Genomic DNA, 20,328 nt, shown 5'->3' with positions numbered 1-20,328 from the left:
GAAGGCTTCTCAACAGAACTAACTTTAATTGTGTGAAAATAAAAGAAAACCCCTAATAAAAGGGGTTTCCTCCAATCTTGTTCAACTAACGTACCAATAGGTGAACTGTTTTTTTAGGTATGTATTTTATAATTCTCACTCTATAAGGTTTACTATTCCGTCTTTATACTTAAATAAATAATCACCCTCTTTTTCTAAGAGAACAGGTAAATATTGAGCTACCATTTCAGCAATTCCTAAATTACTTGGGTTCAATATCCAATCAATTTGTTTCCAATCGAGAATACCTTCTCTCGTTATTTGTATGGGCTGATTTCCTAAATTCTTATCTACTTCGAATAAGTACAGATACAATCCATCTTTTTCCTCGCCATTTTTATCCCAGGTAATGATACCTTTTGAATAGTATTTGCTTACTTTAATACCCGTTTCTTCTAATACTTCACGTTTTGCACCATCATCAGCATTTTCGCCTACTTCATTTTTACCGCCAACACCGTTCCACACGCCCATAATTGGTGGTTTTTCACGATTCAACATTAAGATACGGTCGTCACTCTTTAAAAAACACACATTATATTGAAACACGAAATCATCTCCACAATTAAATTGTGCACTACATCAGATAAACCCGTCTTCGGGTTCACCAACATCAAATCCTAATACTTTTGTCGCTTCCAATTTAAATCTCTCTATCCAAGAATTCCAATCACCATTACTCATCTGTGCATAAAATGATAATCCACTTGGCTCTACTGAGGCCACAATAAAAATATCATCATCTTCCTGCCCGAACCAATAGGGAATTCCATTTTTATATCCTATCCAACCTGGCATACTCTCATATATATTAGTTACTTTATCCCAGACTTCATCTGATAGGTAATACCATATATTTAGATTGCAATTTTGAGAGGTTAGGTTACTCATTTGTGTCCCTCCTTTAGCCAAGATCTATTTCAGATCCTAGCTTCACTTATCTCTATATAGCATCAGCAACTTATAAGAGTCAGCAGCTCTGATAGAATAACTCTAAGCTCATGCTCCGTCTGCTCTGACTTCACGGCTTTTTCCAGCTTTGCTCGACTTCCGAATATCCGGTATAGAACCTGCTCCCGTTCATATATTTCTTTAGGAGACACCTCTCGAAGCAGCACTTCTGCTAGCTCGGCCCGATCGATCACGAAGTTTTTGACAGATCTTGCTTCCTCATTTCCTGCTAGCAGAATGTCTACTAGGACTGGTATAAGCTCAGCCTCTACACCGTGCGCATCAATAAAGGCCTCCGCATAACCATCCTGTATCATTTGGTGCTCCGTATCTACCATCTCCATATAACGAGAGATGAGTGAAAAATATTCCTTGCTATATAATCCTAATCCGAGTACAGCATAGGTACCAGGCATGACCGACTTTTCACCCGGATTTGTGTCCTTGTACCACGCATAGGGCTCCATAGCGATATTCGCATACGCAGCTAGCTTAGGATATAGAGCCGGATATGCGAGTGCACCAGCAAAAAACTGATGAAGACCTGATTTAGCCATTTTTTTTAGAGGAAGATAGTTCTTTTGTGTGCTTTTAAGCTTCAGGTAATATTCCTTCGGAAATCCTTGCTGCAGCAATTCGTTAATGTGATCTAATGCTTCTCCATAAGCTGTTTCCTCCTCGGTCAAAATCCGGATTTCAATGCTCTGGGTTACATCATTATTATCAACTTCAACACGGGTTCCTTTATATACTGGAGTGAATTTCCCGCTTCCCCCCTGAATATACTCCGCTGCGCGTTTTGAACCAAGCTGGACAGCAAGTTTCAAATATTGTTCCCGGATGTCCGGTTTCGTTTTTCCAATTTGCAGAGCGGCATATACAAAAAAGGAAAGTTGATCTGCATTCGGATCCATAAGCGCCATATTCTCTTTAGGTATCCAATCCATTCTAAAGCTGCCTGTACGCACAAAATGGCGAGGAAGAAAAACATTCTGAATCCAATCATCCATAGCCGAAGTATACTGGCCAGTCCATTCGTCTAAGCGTCCCCTATTACTTCTGAGCTTGTCGGACAAACGCTCTATTAATGGGCCAACCGCATTCTCTTCCTGCTTCAAAAGATCAGGATTCATCAAGTGATGAGAAAAGAAAAACTGGTCATCAACACTCGGCAATACCGGAAGATCAGACATGATTTTGGATGTTATAAACTTCTGTAATGATTTGCGGAGTTCGTTCAGCTTCTCTTCGTTTACCAGATGCACGCAAAGCGTTAAGTCTTCGTCTTCCATTTCAAAGGAAAGTACGATCTGGAATCGGTAATCAAAAAAACGAGGACCTAGTTTATCTGATAAAAAAAGCTCCTCCACTCTCTTGCATAATGCCGGGTAAAGTTCAGATCTAATTAATTCATCCGTGAGCTCGGCGATATAAGGACCTGCTTCGATTTCATAAGAGCTGTCCGTCCAATCAAGCGGTTCTTCAACATCAATATGTATTTTTCCTTCACGCCAAGCTACTTGGAGATAATCCTTTATCCCAGCCTGAAGCGGACGATTGCCTATGAATTCATTTATTCTTATAGTCTCTTTGTTATATATGGTCATCATCTCGCTCCACACATCGTTTAAAAACCTCTGTACTGCTGCGTTCATTCCCACTCCTCCTCATAGTTAATGCTAATAGAACTTAGTACTCCTCATGCAGATTGAAGACGGAGCAGCAGTTGATCAACCAGATCTGTCTCTCGCAGCTGGTTGATCCAGCGCTGAGGGATATGCTCATAGCCATATCGGATTCCGGCAAGACCGCCTGTGATACAGGCCGTTGTATCCGTGTCGTTGCCTAAGGCAACTGCTCGTTTGACGGCATTTTCGTAGGAAGTGCAGGTTTGGAGGATCATACATGCACTGAACAAGGAATCCACGACATAACCAGATCCTTCGCCATAGAATACTTTATCAGGCTGAATGTTCTCTTCAAGCTCCCGTTCATGCTCAGGCATCTGCTGGTAGATCTTTCGAAGCTTGCTAAGAGCAGTTCGGTAGCACAGATTGAAGTCTTGCTTTTGCAACAGTTCACGTGCAATTAACACATACAAGGCACAACATACCTGATTACAGATATGTCCATGAGTTACAAGGCATTGAGTATGTGCGTTTTGAACGAGCTGCTCGTCTGTTCCTTTATGCCACAAGGCAAGTGGTAGCACGCGCATCAGCGCTCCATTCCCTTTCCCATCAGGAACCGTATTGCCACTCTCGTAAGGGGACATTCCATGGTAATAAGTAGTCAGCGTACGACTGGTTTGTATCCCAATATCAAAAACTTGTTGGGCTACTGCCCATCTACCTTCGTGATACCAATCGACCAATTTGTCTGCAAAATCAGTTAGCTCCAGTGTACCTTTATCGATCAGACTCTCCAGCAGACATAGTGCCTGCGCACCATCATCCGACCAGGTGCCTGCAGGGACATCTCGGTAGGTGGGCTGAAAGCCCACAGGAGGAGTAAACTCAATATGCTTCAGAGGTGGGAGCTGCTCCGCTGATCTGAATTCATAGGGGACACCAAGAGCATCTCCAATCAATAAGCCGTAAAGCCCACCCTTAATTTTATCCCACATGTTGTATTCTCCTTATCACTAGATATAATTTGGATCAAGTTGCCTACAAATATATAAGCCTACCCTATCAATATTTAAACTGTTTTGCATCATCTAAATAAAAATTGAAAAAATAAGCTTCCAATGAACAATACGATAGTAATCTAAGCCTATTTTGAAATCAATACATAACAAAAGATGAGGCTGTTTTTAAAAATCAACAACCTCATCTTTTTTATTAATCTTTCCCGAATAATTACGTATCTCTACTTAAATAACCAATCAACTTTTTCTGCGTATTCGCTGTTTACTTTAGTCTCAGTAATTAGTTAGGGTGAAGTGCCCGGGCCATCGCATCCATATAGCCCTGAACAGCGCGCTGACTCACTTCTGTTTCTGGAGCGAAAATTTCGAAAAGGTGAAAACAACCGGGATACAGGTGGAATTCAACATCTACACCTGCTTGTGCAAGTCGTGCCACATACTCCATTGTCTCGTCTCGGAATAGATCGAGCTGACCTATACAAGTATAGGCTGGCGGCAAACCTGCCAAGTTCTCCGCTCTCGAGGGTACTGCATAAGTAGATTCTCCTCTGCCAACGCTCTCCTCGCCCAGGTACATGTTCCAAGCTGCTATGTTGTCTGTTCGGTTCCAGATTGCGCCTGCTTCTGTAATCTCATGACTGGACGGTGTGATGTTACGGTTGTCAAGCATCGGGTATAATGGCATTTGGAAAATAAGAGAGGGTCCTCCTTTATCACGCGCCATCAGCGCGAGTGCTGCTGTCAGTCCGCCACCACCGCTAGCACCGGCAATTGCAACCCGATTCACATCAATGCCAAGCAAGGCTGCCTCCTCCGTCATCCATACCAATCCAGCATAACAATCTTCGATCGCCGCCGGATAAGGATGCTCGGGAGCAAGCCTATAATCAACCGATACGACAATACATTCAGCTGTCTGAACAAAACGTTCGCATAATTCGTCGTCCATATCCGGATGTCCTAACACGTATCCGCCCCCGTGAATCCATAGCATGGCAGGTAACAAGTCATTCGTTCGCCCGGCAGGTTCATAAATTTTCACCAGCATCTCGCCTCCATCCCTCGGGATTTTGCGACTGGTTGTGTTTACATGCTCTGATCCTTTCACGGATGCAGCTGACACTAAGCTCCTGCTCCACTCTAAATTCTTCTCCAATTCAAACCCAGGAAATTGTGAATAAACCTCTCTTAATTCTGGTAGTATACGTGTTTCATTACTCATAATAATCCCTCCAAATAAAATAATGAATTCGTTCGTTTACGTCTTATTCATAGATAATCCTTATCCCATTTGAGCTTCCCACTTGGCAATTTCCTCTCGAACTCGCGGCGCAACCTCTGTACCGAGCAGTTCTATAGCCCGCATAACCAACTCATGCGGCATCGTACTTAAGGGAACATACATCATGAATCGTGTAATCCCTACATGCTTACGCAGATGGATTATTTTTTGGGCGACTGTTTCCGGATCCCCTACATACAACGCACCATCAAAGCGTCGGGCAGCATCATAGCTGGAACGATCGTAGTACGCCCACCCCCGTTCTTTGCCGAGCTTATTCATACCGTACTGGGTAGACGGAAAAAAGAGTTCTGCCGCCTGTTCCGTATCTTCTGCAACAAATCCGATGGAATGTGAACCTACCTGAAGCCGCGATACATCATGTCCGGCATGAGCTGCCGCCTTTTTATACAGTTGTACAAGCGGTGCAAAATTGGTTGGGTTTCCACCGATAATCGCCAGGACTAATGGCAGGCCCAGAAGTCCTGCACGCACGGCAGACTCCTGGGTACCGCCACTACCAATCCATATGGGTAAAGAGTGCTGAACAGGGCGCGGGTATACACCCAGATTATTTATCGCTGATCGATGTCCTCCACTCCATGTAACTTTCTCAGATTCCCGTATTTTCAGAAGCAGCTCGATGTTTTCATTAAATAAATCCTCATAGTCATGCAAGTCATACCCAAAAAGCGGAAAGGATTCAACAAAGGAACCCCGGCCCGCTATAATCTCGGCACGTCCATTGGATAAGCCGTCAAGCGTGGCAAAATCCTGAAACACACGGACAGGATCAGCTGATGAAAGAACCGTCACAGCACTCGTCAATCGAATCTGCTTTGTTAGGGGGGCTGCAGCAGACAACACCACTGCTGGTGATGAAGCTGCATAATCTTCACGATGATGCTCACCTATGCCAAACACATCAAGTCCTACCTGATCCGCAAGGACGATTTCTTCGACGACTTCTCGTAATCGCTGTGCGTGACTCATCACAACTCCGGTCTCAGTATCAGGCTTTGTTTCTATGAACGAAGTAACACCTATTTCCATAGTTAATCTCTCCTTATATTTTCTCTTGCAATTCGCCCGACATCATCGGTGCAACCCAATTTTTTAAGAAGAATGCTCAAGACAACGGATTAAAGCCGTCCAATCCAACTCACCATAACCATTGGCAATTCCTTCAGACAAGTGATGGTGGATAAGCTGACCTAAAGGTAGAGGAGTTTGAACGGACTTCGCTGCCTCAATAGCCAATGCAACATCTTTTAACCCAAGCTTCATTTTAAAACCGGCCGGTTCAAAGCGTTGTTCGCTCATGATCGCTCCATAGTTCTGATATATTGGAGATTGAAAAAGAGCATTCACGACATTCATAAATCGGGACGAATCAATACCGTGCTTTTCTACCATTAGCTGCACTTCCGACAAAGCTTCCAGCATTGAAGCAATTAGAAAGTTAACGCCAATTTTCACAACGTTCCCTTCTTCGCCGTGATCCCCAATCTCTACTATCTCTTGACCCAATACTGTTAAAACGGGAAGTACCCGTTGTCTTGCTTGTTCCGGACCAGCTAAAATAATACGCAATTTAGCTTCTTTAGCGGCATCTGGGCGCCCCATCACCGTGGCAGACACAAAGTGTTGCTTTCGCTCCGCATGCGAGACGGATAATTTTCGAGCCAGATCTACGCTGATTGTACTGGCAGAGATGTGAATTCCATTTTCCGACAATCCATTCAGAACACCATCTGGTCCCTCGACGACCTCCTTCAAAGCAGCATCATCAGAAAGCATGGTAATTACAAGATTGCTTTCTTTCACTGCCTCTAGCGGTGTTTTGGCATATCGTGCTCCCTGTTTCATTAAGGGTTCAACTTTTTCAGGGGTCCGATTAAAGATGACTAATTCATAACCCGCTTTCGACAGATTTTGGGCCATTGGGAGCCCCATATTTCCAAGCCCAATAAACGATACTTTCATTAGACACCTCTCCTTATTTTGATGGGTTTCTCAATAACGGAATGATCGTTCCAAAATAATCAAAAAAATATAGTCTAACATATACTCTTCAATTATCACTTTCATAATATGGGGAATATGATAACGGAACGATCGTTCCGAAATAATTAAAAAAAATTAGATTCCTGCTATTACAAAGCTAATCATCTCTTTTGCACGTTCCGGATTCTGATCTGCTTTGGCCATAATATTAATACTTTGATGTAAATTCAACAATAAATAAGACAACGCTTTGATATCAGTCGTTTTATCAATTTCTCCCCGTTGCTGGCCCTTTTCTAAAAGGTCACAAAAAGCTTGCTCTAATTCCAAAAAACTAGTCTTTATCAACTCATTAATTTTTTCATCTGGCGACTCCAATGTTGTAGCTACATTCGTAACAAAACACCCGCCCGGCAGGCTGGTATCGTATGCTGAAGCAATATGATACTCAAAAAATTGAAGAATTCCATCTCTAACACTAGATGCATGTTCAAGAATAGCCTGCTTATTGAAATTCCCCTTTTTATAATGCTCAAGGGCATCTGTATACAAGGTTTGCTTGTCGGAAAACGTATCGTAAAGGCTGGATCGGCTAATGCCCATCACCTCTAGTAAATCCGGTATGCTAGCCGCTTCATATCCTTTTTTCCAAAACAACAGCATGGCTTGATGCAGGGCTTGATCTTTGTTAAATTCTTTTGTCCTAGCGATAAGTAACACCTCCCGTCATTGAAATATAACATATCTGAACTGATCAGTCCAGATTTATAAAATAAACGGACACTCATATTGGTGTCCGTTCTTAAGAGCAAATACTTATTTATTGAATTGCTCAAAAATATCTTTTATCCAAACATCAATGTTTGTTGCATATTATTCTAGTTTAATGATCAAATCAGCTAGTTCAGAGTTAGGCATCTCGTTTACGGTAAAATATAATAGCTGCTGTAATAAAGATCAGTGTCCATAACAGGGAAATACCTGTCCCTTCCATTGGTGTAAGGACATTTATTTCATTAGAGGAAGGTGGCATATACATATAATATCCTGCTGTATCCGGAAAAAAATATTTAGTATTGTCTAGAAAATCTTTCGACAATGGACTGACAATGAAGTAATAGCCAAGCAGTACCACTAAAGCAGGAGTAGTTCGTCTTAATAAAGCACCTATAGCTGCACTGAGAAGTGTGGTTAAAGTTAGATAGCCTGTTGCACCTGCTAATGATTTTATCATTTCGTCTATTTCAATCACTACTGCTGTGTCTTTCATCATGATAAAGGTATATAGTACACCTGATGCAGTAGTAAAAGACGCCGCAGGAATGGTTATAATGGTTAAGGCCAAATACTTCGTGGATAATTGAAACCCTCGCCAAGGTATCGTAGTTAAAGTAGTTCGAATCTGTCCCCCTGTATACTCTGAACAAGTAGCTAAGATACCAAGAATAATGAATCCTGCTTGAAGATATCCCATAGAAGAAAGTCCTGTATTCAGTATATTTTGCGTTCCTGCTGCCCCTTGTAGATCAACAGAAGTAAAAGCAGCGGCTAAACCTAAATTAAGAATGAATGTAACCAAAAGAGTGAGCCCTATCAATGGTAATGTAACTAATTTATCCAGTTCAGCACCCAGGATTTGTGTTATCTTTCTACTAGATGAGACACTCATGCTGCAACGTCCCTCCTATGGAATACAATAGCTGCAACAATGAAAACAACGACTACCCAGGCAAACATGACTAAACCGCCTGTGAGGGGGGTGTGAAACCTCTCGAATAAACTGCCTGTGGACGTGTTGTCCGTAAACATAAACATTTCAGCGCCAGCCCTATCTGGTAAGTAAAACGCCAACTTTGTAATCCTATACAACAGGACACTAAATGATACAACGGATGAATTTATTATGAGCACAGCAAGCGGGAGGATGCCATTCTTAGTTAGAAAAGTAATTCCAAGTGCTAAAAGAGCAGTGAATGTCCAGTAACAAATGGCACCGATAAGTCTGGACCATTCAAATGCAGGGGCATATTCACCAAGAATAAGATGCGTTGCAGACACAGTTGTCATAATAGCAACAATACAAAGCAGTATGCTGATCACAGTCACAGCGCCTGCTTTTGCCAGCAAAAAATGAAGACGGGATGAAACAACAGTTAAACTCGTTGTAATCTGTTGTCCTCCACCAGATTCACTGCTCTCTGTCAAATACTCACTGCTGACAGCAAGCACACCAAGAATAATAACGCCTTGCACACCAAGAGCTAACCCGATATAGCCAACTTCCGATAGCCGCGTGCTAACTCCAGCTATAATCTCCTCTTTTTGTGCTATGCTGTCCAAGGCAGAAATAAGCGCTGGGGCAAACGCTCCAATGAGAAAAGCAAGCCAAATACCCGGTAAGGAGAACAATTTAGATAGTTCCGCGTTGAATGCTCTCATACAACTTCACCCGCATTTTCAGATGTCAGGGCAAAAAAGGCTTCCTCCAGCGTGGAATAGTTACCTATTACTTCTTCCAATGTTCCATCTGCAACGATAGTTCCATGCTTAATAATCACCACATCATCAACCGTCTCTGCAAGCTCTCCCATTAGATGACTGGATAACAACACCGTATTTCCAGACTCAGCACGTTCACGTAAAAATGTCCGAATCCACCGAATTCCTTCTGGGTCGAGCCCATTTACGGGTTCATCTAAAATCAATACTTTTGGATCACCGAGTAGCGCAGCTGCTATTCCAAGTCTCCTCCCCATACCAAGAGAATACTTCCCAACTCTTTTTCCGGCTGCATTAGTAAGACCTACTATTTCCAGAACTTCCTCGACACGTGAGTTAGACAATCCTGCGGCACGGGCAATCCAACGCAAGTGTGCCCGTCCTGTTCGCATACGATGAGCTCCAAATCCATCAAGTGCGGCACCTACTGTTGATACAGGATTATGTAATTCTGCGTATGGCTTTCCATTGATTAGTGCACTCCCTGAGGTAGCACGATCTAATCCAAGCAGGATGCGAAGTGTAGAGCTTTTACCTGCTCCATTTGGACCTAGAAAACCAGTTACTCTGCCAGGTCTAGCTTTAAAACTGATACCTGATAAGATTTTCCCAGTTCCGCGATGTTTGACTAAGTTATTAATTGTAAGCAACCATAACACTTCCTTTCTGTTATGGTTCTAATTATAAAGAAGCAAAGTTACATCTCGGTTATCCTGCTGTTTACTTCTGGTTTAACTTTAGGTTAAGCTCTACCAATAGCCACTGTTGTGCCGTTTTCATTTGATGTAAAGCCAGCTTTAAGCTTCATTTTATTCAACATATAATTTGAAGTCGATAAACCTATCCCCACCCCACGCTCATAGGAAGAGTTATCCATCCCCGGACCTCTGTCTGCAACAATGATCTGTTCTTTTTCTACATCAACCACAATGTTTACATATTTCCCCTCTGCTGCATGGCGGAGAATATTCTGAAATAAATTATCCAGAACACGTGTTATCCATTTAGGATCTGCTTCCCAATAAAAAGTCTTCTCTGTCGGTAAATCAACCTCGATCCGGATTTCTTTTTCTTCAAATACAGGATACCACGCAGCAACAGATGCTCTTACTAAACGTCCAATATCTGTTGAAGTGGGCTCAAAAGGATGTTTTCCTGATGTAAGCAATGTATAGGAAAGTAAATCATCCATTAGATCTCCGACTCTAGTAATCGTATGGTTCATCTCTGATAATGAGTTTTGTCCTTCTAGACTCATTGATTCTTTATTTAATCGGGTGACATGTCCTCTCAAAATGGTAAGCGGCGTTCGTAAGTCGTGAGATAAATTCGCGATGAGTCGATGTCGTAACAATTCCTCTTCATGTTCTCGCTTGCGACTGTCTTCAAGCTGTTGAATCATCCAATTAAAGGAACTTCCTAACTGGTCTAATTCATCCATACGATCACTTTGAACAGCTATTGGTTTAGGAAATGAGTTATGATTAGCTGAAAATGACATGACTTCCTGTAAGCAGGTGAGACGTTTACGAAGTCTCAAGAAGAAAATCCAAGAGATTACCACAAATGCGACAATAATAAAACCAAACACAAGAAGTACAATGTAAAAATAATTTAACTTATTCAGCTCTTCTTCATTAAAAGGAGACGCAATGAACGCAGATAAGAAAATAAGTACGATCGGAGGTAAAAAGATAAATAGAAAATGTCCTTTTAGAAAACGACGAAATAATGATTTAGTCTGTCTCATAGTTTCACCCGATAGCCTATTCCCTTCAACGTTTCAATAATCTCTGGGGAGTCTGGATGGCGTTCCAGCTTTTGACGCAGTCGATGAATATGTACCATTAATGTTTTATCACCTGTGATATAAGCTTCTTCCCAGATGGCTTCATAGATTTGTTCTTTTGGTAAAACTTGATTAGGGTGGCGTAAGAAGTACATCAAAATATGATGTTGTTTCCCTGTCAATATAATTTCTTCTCCTGTGTGTTTGTCAAATACCATTTGGATGTCTGGATCTACTTCAATATAATTCCCTAATGAAATGCGTTCGGAATGTGTTCCGCCCTTTCGACGGATTAATACTTCTAATCTAGCAATTAGTTCATCCGTATGGAATGGTTTCGTTAAATAGTCATCAGCAAATTGTAACCCTTCTACCTTATCATCTATCGATGTTCGAGCAGTTAACAGCAAAATAGGAACAGCAGGAGCTGCCTTTTTTAATCGTTTCCCCACAGTAAATCCGTCTAAACCGGGTAACATGATATCCAAAATAACGATTTCATGCTGATTTACTTCTTTTTCAGCTCCTTCACCAGAAAGCAGCCACTGTACTGAAAATCCTCGTTGTTCCAATTCTTCCTTTACCCAACTGCCGATCTTCTCATTATCTTCAATATATAACACGTTTCTTTTCAAGTAACTTCCCTCTTTCTAAACCGAGTTCACTATTAGACAGATTAACACAATCTAAAGAATTGTTTCCAGTTAAGACAATTTTATCGTTCGTGCGGACTTTCACCGCCAAGTTATCGTCCATGACTGTCGCACACTAGAAAACCCTCTAACATGGCAGTGCATGTTAGAGGGTTTCGAGCGTAGCTGCTAATTTTAGGAAATACTACTTCATGATACTAATAGATTTCGAAGTATTATCGAAGAATATATTTGCACCAAAATACTCAACAATGAAACGTAATGGGAGCATAGTACGACCGTTTACAAGTTCAGCTGCTACATCCATTCCTGGTGCAAGTTCACCGATCTTAATCGATAAAGTCTGACCTTTCAAGGTGATCATTACGGTTTTCGTAACGTTATCCCAGCTTACATTTGCTCCTAAGCTCTCGGCAATGAAGCGCAGTGGGACTAACGTTCTGCCTTTAACTACCGTTGAAGCAACGTCCATACTCATTTCGATTCCGTTTAATTTATATCCTGTCTTTCCTAGAGTGAATTCCAATTTCACAGGTTCAGGCTTGGCTGTAATGAAGATATAACCTAGTCCTTTTGCCGTGAAGGTAAATTTACCTGTCTCACGCTCATAGTTGCCGCCTAAACGCTCCATGTTACCGTTCAATTGAAGCATAACACCGCATAGCATGTTAAGATCGTTTGTCGACAGCTTCTCTTTTGACAGATCGAAGGTTACGGGTATAAGCCCTCTATAATCCGTTACTTCCCGGCCATCCACGAAGATCTTTAATTCATATCCCCGCCCTATAGCTCCGTCTCTTTCATTTACAGGTTTAATGACAATCTTCATCCGCTTTCCTGTATTCAATTGCTTCAACAATTCAGCGGATAATTTAACAGATACGGTGTCATTCGTAACGATTAGCGGTTTGTCGGCATTAATAATCGCACCGATCGTATCGCTTTGAATCTCAAGCTCATCTTTTCCGGCTGACATCGTCAATGCAATGGAATTGCCCTTCTTCAGCTGCTCTTTGATTGTAGCATCAATACGCTCCGCTACTGATGACTCTGGCGAAGGAGTCGGCGTACTGCTGTGGCCATTTGAATTGCCGCCATTGTTATTGCCATTATTGCCACCACTGTCATTTGTAGTAATTACAATAGTTAACTCTATCGTATCCATGCCAGCATGATTGGAAGCCGTAATATTGAATTTGTAAGTTCCCGCTTCAGTAGGCACGCCTGAAATAATACCCGTAGCTCCTTCTAAATTCAGCCCAGCAGGTAAATAATTATCACTCACTTTCCAGGTAATCGGTTTGTCGCCGTAAACCGCTAATGTTACCGTATACGGTTGTCCAACGTTGCCGCTTAGCAGATTCTTAGTGATAATCTCCGGAGCTGTATCCACTGGCTTATCTTCTTTAATCTCGATGCTCAATGCTCGCTCATCTCTACCAAAATCATTCGTTGCTGCAACAGTGAATTCGTAATATCCCGCCTCTAGAGGCGTACCCGAGATAACGCCTGTTGCTTCATCTAGGTTCAAATCTACTGGCAAATCTCCTCCCTGGACCTTCCAAGAAATCGGTTCACTGCCATATACCGCTAGTGTTACTGTATACGGTTGTCCAACTTTGCCATTTGGTAAATTCTTAGTGATAACCTCCGGAGCTGTATCAACTGAGACATCTTCAGTGATCACTATATTGAACTGTTTTGTGTCACTGCCAACGTCATTGTTTGCTTGAACTTTGAACGTAAATTGACCCCATTGATCCGGTGTACCAGAGATAACACCAACATCTTCATCCAAGCTCAATCCTGATGGTAATTGACCCTCTACAACAGCCCATTTGATCGGCTTATCGCCATCAGTGGTAAGAACTGCCGAATAAGGTTGTCCTACCTTGCCATCCGCAAGCGAATTCGTCATTATCGTTGGTGCCGTACCTGCGTCTTCAGCCCATTTCGCATATAATTCAATATCCCTTGTAACAGGATCAGCATCGAAATTCCAAGCATCGTTTAATCCTTTATCTTGATACCAACCGCCGAAAACAGTTTTATCTTTTGTCGGCGCTGTTGGCTCGGTAATTGTACCGCCCATGTCAGCGAACTTCACCGCAACTTCGCTGCCCCCATTGGAATCAAAAGTTACCGCATAAGGGTTGTGCGCGCCGATGGAAGGCGTTCTACCGCTAAGTGAATTGCCGAAGAAGTCTGTTCTCTCCGTCATATGAGGCAGAGCATTCGCCCGATCCACATATGGGCTTACAATCTCGGCACCTGCACCATAGGCCAGGTTATTACCATCCGCAAGACGGAACCCGTTCATCGCATCGTAATCAAGCTTGGCATCCACTGTCCCACTGTTGGTAATCCAATGTTCAGGTGCAGATTTATAATCTTTTAATATAGAATTCAGTTCCTCTTCCGTTACATAGCGGTTGTCTGTTGCTGTTACGCCTGCACCTAGATATCCGCCTCCACCTGCGTTCATGCTGCCAAAAAGATTAGCCGGATACACAATGTTGTTCGTAAACCGTCCGGCTGCAAATGGAGCTGATGTTCCCCCGCCTTTCAGACCAACCTGGTTGTTTGCCCCAGTGTAGGCAAATATATTATTTTGGAAATAAATGTGCAAGTTGAAGGCTGTCGGGTCAAATACTAACGAACTGCTATTCTTCAATGGTGTGACGATGACATTGTTATAGTATAAGCCACTTAATTCCTCGCTCGTTGAAGAACCTCCTGCAAGCAATATTAGACTGTTAAAGCTCTTGTTAAAATCGGGGCTGCGGCCGTCGTTCACGCTAATATTATAGCGAACGATATTGCCCTTGGCAGCATTCATCTGTAAGTACCAACCACCATAGTTATTTCGGCTGTAATTGTATTCATACACATTGTCCTGACAATAGTTGTCAATGTCCCAAGCCATACCGTCATTACTTGCATGATAAGGGTTATCCACAGCTTCATTATAGCGGAAGATGGTGCCTTTACTTGCCATAATCCACGCAGCCGCATAGTTTTGCGAACCTAGATATGTTGGTGTTGTATTATTTGGCCCCCAGTTCGTAACCAGATTGCCGCTCTTATCGCTTAAATAGCTATAACCGTTGTCTGTGACCACATTTCGTTCCACAAGGGAGTTGTTCCCGCCGGACATGACAATGCCATCTCCAACCGAACTAGAAACCCAGTTGTTTCTAAACACAGCGTTGGATGCCCAAGGATAGCTTGAATTACTCCAAGTAATACCTGTGTTATTAGTCCCAGGATTGCTTGGCCCGTAGGCATTATTGCGAATCCCTTCGTTATCACAACGAAGGGTTTTGTTGCCTTCAACCAATATATCCACATAACCATTAATAATGATACCGCCGGATACCTTACTTGCTCCATTTGCTTGGTGCAGCCCATTAACATCATGAACATAGTTATCTCGAATGACGATTCCTTGCATACGAGCATCAGCATAATCTTGAATATTAAACTGACCTTGTCCCAGCTTGGAAATCCGTGACATTACAGCGATACCGGAGCGGCCGTCACCTGCCGCATTGCCGATGTTCGTTACTTCAATTCCACTGACTACCCAATAGTTTACGTCATATAACTCTATGGTACCGCTTAAGGAAATGCCTGATGGGCTCGACGCTGTTCCTCCACCATTAATTACCGGGCGTTGGTTAGGGTCGGTCGTATTATATTTTGTAAGTGTAATCGGATTTCCTTCCTCACCATTGCCGCGCAGTCTGATTTGTTCGTTCCATACGCTATTCGCATCCAGATAAATAGTTGAACCTGGCATAAATACATATTCATTAATCTTGGAGATTGATTTCCATGCCGTAGCTGGTGTGCGTCCATCTGCATGATCGTCACCGTTATTGGAGAGATAATAATCACGGACTTCAAGGGGTACAATGTTCAACTCGAAGGTGATTTCGGCAGGATACAGATCAAGTCTAACGGTATATTTTCCCGGCACGATATTATTTCTTGTGAATGATTTTTTGTTAATCTTCAATACATTACCGCTAACCGTATAATCCACATCCCGCAGCAGAGTTACAGCGCCGATCTTCACTCCAGCCAGATCCGTTAAATCAGGATTTACGGTGATATTATAGTCATCCAGACCAATAACATATGTGCTGTCTTCCAAGTGACTATACTCTTTAGGCAAGAGCTTTAGCGTAATAGAAGCTGTTCCGGTTTGGGCTGCTATTCCACTATCGATAACATATACGTCATCGATAAAATGCCTGTTCTGTATATCCTTAACCGTTCCAGGCTTGTTGCCCCAGTTCGTAGCAAGCTGCAATGCATCGATCTTGGAAATATTGTTCTTAACTGGAGTATCAAAATTTCCGCCAGCTGTTGTTTGCCTTTGAATGTCTTGTCCATCGATTTTATAGGTTGTTCCTGTTGATGTAACGAACCATTGAAATTTATGCCAACCTTCGCTTCGCTGGACATCTACAGGATAGAATCTCCCGGATGAACCAGGCCTGACTGCGTAATTGGTCAGATTTGCCGCCCAGTCACCATCTCCATTGCCATAATTTATTGCGATATGTTCATTGGACGATGGGGTTAAGCCAAAGACAGCGTGGTCATTGGAAGCCGCTCTGCCATCATCATAGTACCAAGCAGTAACGATTGTTGTCTTACCGGTTGCAGGGGCATAATTATAGGTACCTGGAACAGTCGCCACCTGACCGGCGCCGCTTGATGTCGCGGCCTTTCCTCCGGTACGAGACATCACATCGCTGTGAACATATCCGTTCGCACCATTTGAAAATTTCTTCTCCCCTTCAAATCCATCGTAAAACTTAGTGTCAGCCTTATTGAAGTAATCAACGCTCACATGTACAGTAACTTCTTCGTTCCCTGTCGGAATATAACCTTTCTTAACCGTCACGAATCCGGCATCATCAACTTCAATCTTATCCTTGTCTTGATCCGCCGGACTGAAGCTGATGTTATCAGCAACGAACACATCAGCTGTGTCAACCATTAACCGCGTTCTATCTCCTGCCCGTAATGTATCGTTCTGGCGAATTAGCGCAATGTTCGCTGAATATTGTGCACTCTCCCCTGACTCATCAGAGTCTAAGAATCGTGACGTTGCGTTGCCGTTTGCTTTTATTTTAAATGTATCATTTAAAGTCGGGGACAAAGCCGCATCATTGCTTGTTGCTGCAATCGGGCTTCCTTTAGCCACTCCATTACTGAAGAGTTGAACCGAATAGGCAGATGCGTTAGCGACGCGATCCCATGTAGCGTACGTGCCGTTCCATCTGGCATTTGCCGGTACAGGCAATTTCTCAATCTTTAATATTCCGGATGCTGCAACTTCTTCACTGATATCTCCCGCATTATTTATGACAATAGCTGTAACAGTGTAGTTGCCCACTCCCAGTGCCCTTGCATAGGGCAGAACATGATGCCTTTCATGATTGTTAGGATGGTCGGGTCCCCCATTTTTCGATAAATAATAACCAACAGGTACACCGTCTTTGAACAGTGTTACAAGGGTATCCCCGTAATTGGAAGCGCCATTATAAATACCCGAATCCGAGTCAAGCGTTGGATTAATTGGTGCATTCACCTGCGTATTGGTGGTTATCAACAACGGTACAGCATGGGATTTCACTACAACTCCCTCTGCCGAGGAAACTTCGCAATAATAAAAATTGCCTTGTTGTGAAGCTGCGTCCACATTGGAAAGTGTTAATACTGCCTTATCAGCTCCGCTGACTTTTGTCCCGCTCAAGCCAGTCTCATCATCAGATACATACCATTGATAAGCAGTAGCAGCGGCTGATGCCGTAATGCTAAATGTTGCTGTCTCACCTTGTTTCACTTCTGCAGCTGTTGGCTGAGTGCTTATTTCTAAATTTGGCAATCCGCCGGGAGGCACCAAATTCACTGTTAATGTTCTGGTTCCTGTTGTTGTAGCCACATCTTTTACAACATAAAAATCGTCGATTAGATGTTTATTTTTAATATAAGCTTTGTTCCCTGTCTGGCTATTCCATCCTCCCGCTATTTTAGGCTGAATGGTTGTACCGCTCTTCATAGCTCTGTAAATATCACTTTGCGCTGAATCGGATATTAATGTTCCGTCTATTTGTAACGTCGCACCATTTGGTGTAATAAGCCACTCGAATTTATGCCAGCCTGTGGAACGTAAAGCCCCGCTATCTTTCCAACGGTTGCCTGCTGTACCCGCTGATGATGGTGCATAAGCCCAAGTATATTTCGTCGGGTTATGAATAACATCAGCCTCTGAACTTTGATAGAATGTCCCGGCAAAGGTGGCATTTTTACCATCTACAATAGCAAATTGCGTTCTATCCGTCGCAGTCTTCTCCTCATTAGGATACGGGTCAAAATACCATGCCGTCATCTTATAATTGCTGCCAGCCGGCAATGCCACATCTTGAGCTACCTTTTCATTATTCGTATCATCCGAAGGTGTAATCGCTTTCAATCCAGAACGGGACTGTGCATCGGACAGCGTGAATGACGAGCCTAATTTGCTCATAGATGTCATCGGACCATTGTTGTTCTCGAAGTCCTCCATGAATAACACTTCTGAGTCAGGGTAATAACCCGCCCTGGCCGTGATTGTCACCGGAACGCCCGGAGCATCTGGCGACGCAAATGTATAACCGTTAGATAAAGTAATGTTCCCCTGATTATTAACAGTTAAAAGTTGCGAATTGCTGGAATCATAACTTACCTCGTCAATAACCGGTCCTTTAACCAGACTGCTTAAAGGTGAACCTTTATACGTAAGATTTACCCTACCTGTTTGACCTGCCGCTTTTGTCAATTCTAGTACAACGGAGTCAAAAGATTCGCTCCCTCCCGCAGCTGACACTTCGGATGAAGGTGCCAAGCCGAACAGACCAGGGAATGCCAACGTTGTAGCCGTAACTATCGACAAAGCTTTTTGCATCCATTTCCATCGTATCATTCCAAAATTTCCTCCCTTTGAAATTAATAAATTTATACTTTATAAAAAATCTGTATCTATGGAAGTCTCAATAGACATAGATTTTTATAAACTTAAAAACTAACTATTCTAGTTCACTACTAACTCACTGAATCGATTACCGTTATACACGATCTTCAATTCATTCGTATTTGCAATTAACGCTCGCAAGTCAGACTCCGCCGATCCGTATAGAATGGAATCTTTCACTTCTTCCAGTTTAAGCTTGGTGATTTCCGGTTTTGTGGTTAATGTAGCAACGACATCCTCACCCATATATTTACCGATTACTGTCTCACCTACAGAAGCAGCAGCTAAAGACTCCCAGAACTTAAGAGACTCGGTATCTTCTTTGGATATATCTAAACGATTTAGCACTTTCTCTTCTTTGACTTGTCCCGCTGTCGCTAACGCAGCCGTTAATTTATCAGCTACACGAATATAATCCGCACTTTTTGATGCATACTCAACTTGTAACTGGGCGTCGCTCATTTTCGTTTTCTTTACCTGGGTTTCTATCAAATCCGGCCAACGGGCGCCACTTAAATATTGCATGTATTGATATAAATCAAACTGAGGCAACCCATAGTAAGTCTCTCCTGAATCATCCATCTTAGCTCGCTTAACATTTTCTTCTTCCATGTCGGATTTAAGCTCATCAAAGCTTTGGTAAGGGGCGATCCCCCGCTCATCTGCAATAAATTGCTCCTGCTTGGTTTTTAGCAATGCAGTCATCGCAGAATTTTTGGCGTATTCAGAGGGGGTTTCATGATTTTTGCCGTATTTACGTGTCCAGAAGCCCTCATCTACTTGAGCCCCATAAGTTCTGAAGAAATAGTCTGCTGTTACAGCTCTTTGCTCTGTTACATAGAAATGAAATTCTTCCTCTGTTACGGCATATCCATCTACTGTAAATATCCAGTTTTCAGGCAGCTCCGCCTTTTTGTTAGTTAAGCCCAACATGAGTAAAGCAAGAACAATCAGAGCGGTAAACAAGATAATCACTGTTGGTTTTCGTCTTGTAATCCCCATGACAGCCCCCTTTCCAATATTCAACCTAGCTTTGCATGAAAGCCATGACAGTGAAATTCTTCCCCGTTGCAGGAGAAGTTCCCAAATTTAAATGGTTAGACATTATTGTAAGTTTAGCCACCCCTTAATGTAAGCGCTTATTTAGACTGAATTAGAACAAATTTGACTTATAAAAAAACAGTCCTAGTTCGCAACTTTGTGTGTGCTAGGGGATCAATATCTTAAAAAGGAACTGTCGTTTGGTGTAAACGCTTTTATTTATGGATATTAATTTTTAAATTTTATTCACAAACACCTAGACACGGCGAAAATAGTTGTGATACATTTGAGCATAAGTAATGCTGCTGGGTTAGCAATTTCTACCTATAGGTGAAAAGTGACGTTGAGGATGCGATGATTTCCTATTGAAGCGCATATCTTCAAATC

General features: G+C 42.5%; 15 protein-coding genes. All 15 read right to left on the bottom strand.

From position 1 onward, the window contains the following. Window positions 1-135: 135 nt before the first annotated feature. Window positions 136-588 carry an 8-oxo-dGTP diphosphatase gene (locus NSQ66_RS15895; RefSeq protein ID WP_036677025.1) on the bottom strand — a complete coding sequence of 151 codons (453 nt, stop codon included), beginning with the start codon at window positions 586-588 and terminating at the stop codon, window positions 136-138. 33 nt (window positions 589-621) lie between these two features. Then, on the bottom strand, window positions 622-930 hold the full coding sequence (locus NSQ66_RS15890; protein ID WP_036677026.1) for a hypothetical protein: 309 nt from the start codon (window positions 928-930) through the stop codon (window positions 622-624). Window positions 931-992: 62 nt separating this feature from the next. Continuing rightward, window positions 993-2,645: a DUF6138 family protein gene (locus NSQ66_RS15885; protein ID WP_076141272.1), complete on the bottom strand. Its 1,653-nt coding sequence runs from the start codon at window positions 2,643-2,645 to the stop codon at window positions 993-995. Between the two features lie 44 nt (window positions 2,646-2,689). Then, window positions 2,690-3,616, bottom strand: a complete 927-nt coding sequence (locus NSQ66_RS15880) for an ADP-ribosylglycohydrolase family protein (RefSeq protein ID WP_036677031.1) — start codon at window positions 3,614-3,616, stop codon at window positions 2,690-2,692. A gap of 304 nt (window positions 3,617-3,920) precedes the next feature. Continuing rightward, window positions 3,921-4,862 carry an alpha/beta hydrolase gene (locus NSQ66_RS15875; RefSeq protein WP_036677034.1) on the bottom strand — a complete coding sequence of 314 codons (942 nt, stop codon included), beginning with the start codon at window positions 4,860-4,862 and terminating at the stop codon, window positions 3,921-3,923. Window positions 4,863-4,922: 60 nt separating this feature from the next. Continuing rightward, window positions 4,923-5,975, bottom strand: a complete 1,053-nt coding sequence (locus tag NSQ66_RS15870) for an LLM class flavin-dependent oxidoreductase (protein WP_076141271.1) — start codon at window positions 5,973-5,975, stop codon at window positions 4,923-4,925. 63 nt (window positions 5,976-6,038) lie between these two features. Beyond that, window positions 6,039-6,908, bottom strand: a complete 870-nt coding sequence (locus NSQ66_RS15865) for an NAD(P)-dependent oxidoreductase (RefSeq protein WP_076141270.1) — start codon at window positions 6,906-6,908, stop codon at window positions 6,039-6,041. 156 nt (window positions 6,909-7,064) lie between these two features. Next, a complete protein-coding gene (locus tag NSQ66_RS15860; RefSeq protein ID WP_249267693.1) occupies window positions 7,065-7,649 on the bottom strand; it encodes a TetR/AcrR family transcriptional regulator in 585 nt (194 codons plus the stop codon). Between the two features lie 190 nt (window positions 7,650-7,839). Next, the gene (locus NSQ66_RS15855) at window positions 7,840-8,598 is read right to left on the bottom strand and encodes an ABC transporter permease (RefSeq protein ID WP_076141269.1); all 759 of its coding nucleotides are present in this window, start codon (window positions 8,596-8,598) and stop codon (window positions 7,840-7,842) included. Next, window positions 8,595-9,368 (bottom strand): ABC transporter permease, encoded by a 774-nt coding sequence (locus tag NSQ66_RS15850; RefSeq protein WP_076141268.1) that lies wholly within the window; start codon window positions 9,366-9,368, stop codon window positions 8,595-8,597. Before NSQ66_RS15850 ends, NSQ66_RS15855 begins: the two co-directional genes overlap by 4 nt. Beyond that, window positions 9,365-10,087 (bottom strand): ATP-binding cassette domain-containing protein, encoded by a 723-nt coding sequence (locus NSQ66_RS15845; protein WP_249267692.1) that lies wholly within the window; start codon window positions 10,085-10,087, stop codon window positions 9,365-9,367. The genes NSQ66_RS15850 and NSQ66_RS15845 overlap by 4 nt, the downstream gene beginning before the upstream one ends. 83 nt (window positions 10,088-10,170) lie before the next feature. Further along, window positions 10,171-11,178, bottom strand: coding sequence for a HAMP domain-containing sensor histidine kinase (locus NSQ66_RS15840; protein ID WP_076141266.1), 1,008 nt, complete (start codon window positions 11,176-11,178; stop codon window positions 10,171-10,173). Further along, window positions 11,175-11,852 (bottom strand): response regulator transcription factor, encoded by a 678-nt coding sequence (locus NSQ66_RS15835; protein ID WP_076126558.1) that lies wholly within the window; start codon window positions 11,850-11,852, stop codon window positions 11,175-11,177. Before NSQ66_RS15835 ends, NSQ66_RS15840 begins: the two co-directional genes overlap by 4 nt. A gap of 202 nt (window positions 11,853-12,054) precedes the next feature. Beyond that, a complete protein-coding gene (locus tag NSQ66_RS15830; RefSeq protein ID WP_076141265.1) occupies window positions 12,055-18,852 on the bottom strand; it encodes a stalk domain-containing protein in 6,798 nt (2,265 codons plus the stop codon). Between the two features lie 108 nt (window positions 18,853-18,960). Next, complete coding sequence (locus tag NSQ66_RS15825; protein WP_339279310.1) at window positions 18,961-19,926, bottom strand: hypothetical protein; 966 nt, start codon at window positions 19,924-19,926, stop codon at window positions 18,961-18,963. Window positions 19,927-20,328 lie beyond the last annotated feature (402 nt).

It is taken from the genome of Paenibacillus sp. FSL H3-0329 (genome assembly GCF_037963285.1).
GTDB lineage: Bacteria > Bacillota > Bacilli > Paenibacillales > Paenibacillaceae > Paenibacillus_AQ > Paenibacillus_AQ odorifer.
Note: the sequence above shows the minus strand (reverse complement) of the source record. Positions and strands in the feature narration are given on the sequence as shown.

Coding starts and splice junctions, on each gene's coding strand:
- NSQ66_RS15865 (WP_076141270.1), bottom strand. CDS start 6,908: ATGAAAGTATCGTTTATTGGGCTTGGAAATATGGGGCTCCCAATGGCC.
- NSQ66_RS15880 (WP_036677031.1), bottom strand. CDS start 3,616: ATGTGGGATAAAATTAAGGGTGGGCTTTACGGCTTATTGATTGGAGAT.
- NSQ66_RS15890 (WP_036677026.1), bottom strand. CDS start 930: ATGAGTAACCTAACCTCTCAAAATTGCAATCTAAATATATGGTATTAC.
- NSQ66_RS15855 (WP_076141269.1), bottom strand. CDS start 8,598: ATGAGTGTCTCATCTAGTAGAAAGATAACACAAATCCTGGGTGCTGAA.
- NSQ66_RS15830 (WP_076141265.1), bottom strand. CDS start 18,852: ATGATACGATGGAAATGGATGCAAAAAGCTTTGTCGATAGTTACGGCT.
- NSQ66_RS15850 (WP_076141268.1), bottom strand. CDS start 9,368: ATGAGAGCATTCAACGCGGAACTATCTAAATTGTTCTCCTTACCGGGT.
- NSQ66_RS15885 (WP_076141272.1), bottom strand. CDS start 2,645: ATGAACGCAGCAGTACAGAGGTTTTTAAACGATGTGTGGAGCGAGATG.
- NSQ66_RS15840 (WP_076141266.1), bottom strand. CDS start 11,178: ATGAGACAGACTAAATCATTATTTCGTCGTTTTCTAAAAGGACATTTT.
- NSQ66_RS15870 (WP_076141271.1), bottom strand. CDS start 5,975: ATGGAAATAGGTGTTACTTCGTTCATAGAAACAAAGCCTGATACTGAG.
- NSQ66_RS15875 (WP_036677034.1), bottom strand. CDS start 4,862: ATGAGTAATGAAACACGTATACTACCAGAATTAAGAGAGGTTTATTCA.